This window comes from Mesorhizobium sp. M7A.F.Ca.CA.002.09.1.1 (genome assembly GCF_003998555.1).
GTDB lineage: Bacteria > Pseudomonadota > Alphaproteobacteria > Rhizobiales > Rhizobiaceae > Mesorhizobium > Mesorhizobium ciceri.
On the sequence record NZ_RZRR01000881.1, the window covers coordinates 1 to 2,303 of the forward strand.

The 2,303-nt window shown below is 62.8% G+C and carries 2 protein-coding genes; one reads left to right on the top strand and one right to left on the bottom strand.

Translation table 11 applies throughout. From position 1 onward, the window contains the following. Positions 1-1,113 (bottom strand): sugar ABC transporter ATP-binding protein (locus EN994_RS27775; RefSeq protein WP_164746256.1); only part of this gene is annotated, 1,113 nt, incomplete at its 3' end. Positions 1,114-1,248: 135 nt separating this feature from the next. Here EN994_RS27775 and mtnK point away from each other — a divergent pair. Then, on the top strand, positions 1,249-2,303 hold a 1,055-nt coding region (gene mtnK, locus EN994_RS27780; protein WP_127307978.1), incomplete at its 3' end, for an S-methyl-5-thioribose kinase.

Sequence of the window (2,303 nt, forward strand, 5' to 3'; positions counted from 1 at the left end):
CTTGAGAACAGCGAAACGTGACATGCGCTTGTGAAACGGCAGGCTGATATTTTCCTGGATGTTGAAGCCGCCGACGATGCCGTTCTCGCCGCGGTCCTTGGCAACGAGGAACACGCCGGCGGCGATCGCCTCGCCGGCTGTTTCAGGCGCATAAGGCCTGCCGTTCAGCGTCATTGTGCCGGCCAGCGGCTGGCGCACGCCAAACAGCGTCTCGGCAAGCGCCGTCTTGCCGACGCCGACGAGGCCGGTGATGGCAACGACCTCACCGTCGCCGAGCGTCAGCGAGATCGGCCGTGCGCCTTGTGCGATGCGCAGACCGTCTATCTTGAAGACGGCATTGGCCGAATCCCTGACAACAATCCGGTCGAGATGGATCTTGCGGCCGAGCATGGCGTTGACCGCGCCTTCATAGTCGAGCGGTTTCTTGTCGAAAATGCCTGAGATGATCCCGTCCCGCATGGATACGATGCGGTCGGCCAGCCGCCTTATGTCCGACATACGGTGCGAGATGTAGAGGATGGCCACGCCTTGCTCGCGCAGCCTGTCGATCAGGGCAAACAGCCGATCAGCCTCGGCGCTGGAGAGCGATGAGGTCGGCTCGTCGAGGATCAGCACTTTCGGCTTGTGCGCCAGCGCGCGGGCAATCGCCACCATCTGACGATCGGCCAGCGAAAGATCACTCACCCGCGCCTTCAAATCGATGGCCAGCCCCATGCGGTCGGCAACCGTCTTGGCCTCTCGCCGCACGCGCATTGGATTGAACAGGGTCGGCGCACCGCTGCCGCTCAGCCGGTCCAGCGTCAGGTTGGTGGCGACGTCGAGATCGGCGACGACACCGTCGTTGATGTTCTGATGCACGGTGACGACGCCGGCGCGGATCGCCTCGGCCGGGGTTTTCGGCGCGAAATCCTGGTCGGCGAGCGCCATCGTCCCGCCGCCGCGTTCGTAGACACCAGAGATGATCTTGACGAGGGTGGATTTGCCGGCGCCGTTGGCGCCCATCAGCACGGTCACTTCACCGGCATGCAGTTCCAGCGAGACGCCGCCAAGCACCTCGTTATGGCCAAAGGATTTCCTCAGTCCCTCTACGCGGAACACGGCATTGCCGACCATGCGTTCCTCCCTGACATGACGCTATGGGCTGTATCGGCAATTGTCAACACGATTGACAATTGCCAGATCGCTTCCTAGCTTGGCCCGGCCGCCACGCCTCCGTTATGTTGGAAGCGCATATGCGGGAGGATAACGATGACTGAAGAATTGCCGTTCGAAGCCCTATCGGTCGAAACCCTGGCTGCACGCCTTGGCGGCAACGAGGCGCTGTGCGCGAAGATCGGCAAGGACACCGGCGCCTGGAAGGTCCGCGAGGTCGGCGACGGCAATCTCAACCTGGTGTTCATCGTCGAGGGCGCCAGCGGTGCGGCCGTGGTCAAGCAGGCCCTGCCCTATGTCCGCCTGGTCGGCGACAGCTGGCCGCTGCCGTTGAAGCGCTCCTTCTTCGAATATCACGCGCTGACCAGGCAAGAGGCGCGCGCGCCGGGCTCGGTGCCGGCGATCCATTATTTCGATGAAGGTCAGGCGCTGATCATCATGGAATATCTTGCGCCGCCGCATATCATCCTGCGCCGTGCCCTGATCGACGGCCGCCAACTGCCGAACATCGCCCGGGATATCGGCCTGTTCATGGCCCGCACGCTGTTTCGCGGCTCCGACCTGCATATGACCGCCAAGGACCGCAAGGCCGATCTGGCGCTGTTCGCCGACAATGCCGAGCTTTGCGACATCACCGAAAACCTCGTGTTCTCCGATCCCTATTTCGATGCCAAGATGAACCGGCACACCTCGCCGCAGCTCGACGGCCTGGTCGCCGAACTGCGCGCCGACCGCGACCTCAAGGTCGAGGCGCAGCGGCTGAAGCACATCTTCGCCGCCAATGCCGAAACGCTGCTGCATGGCGACCTGCATTCCGGTTCGATCATGGTCACCGACACGGAGACCCGGATGATCGATCCGGAGTTCGCCTTCTACGGCCCGATGGCTTTCGACGTCGGCATGCTGCTTGCCAATTTCTGGATGTCCTTCTTCTCGCAACGCGGTCACGAACAGAAGGGCAAGCGCGACGCCATGCGCGCCTATCTGCTCGGTGTGACGGTCGAGACCTGGGCGGTGTTCCGCGCCGAGTTTTCGCATCTATGGCGCAGCGAGCGCACCGGCATGCTCTACCAAAAGAGCCTGTTCGAGGACCAGGGCGACATCCTTGCCTCAGAGCAGGCGCTCGACCATGTGCTGCACCAGATCTGGAC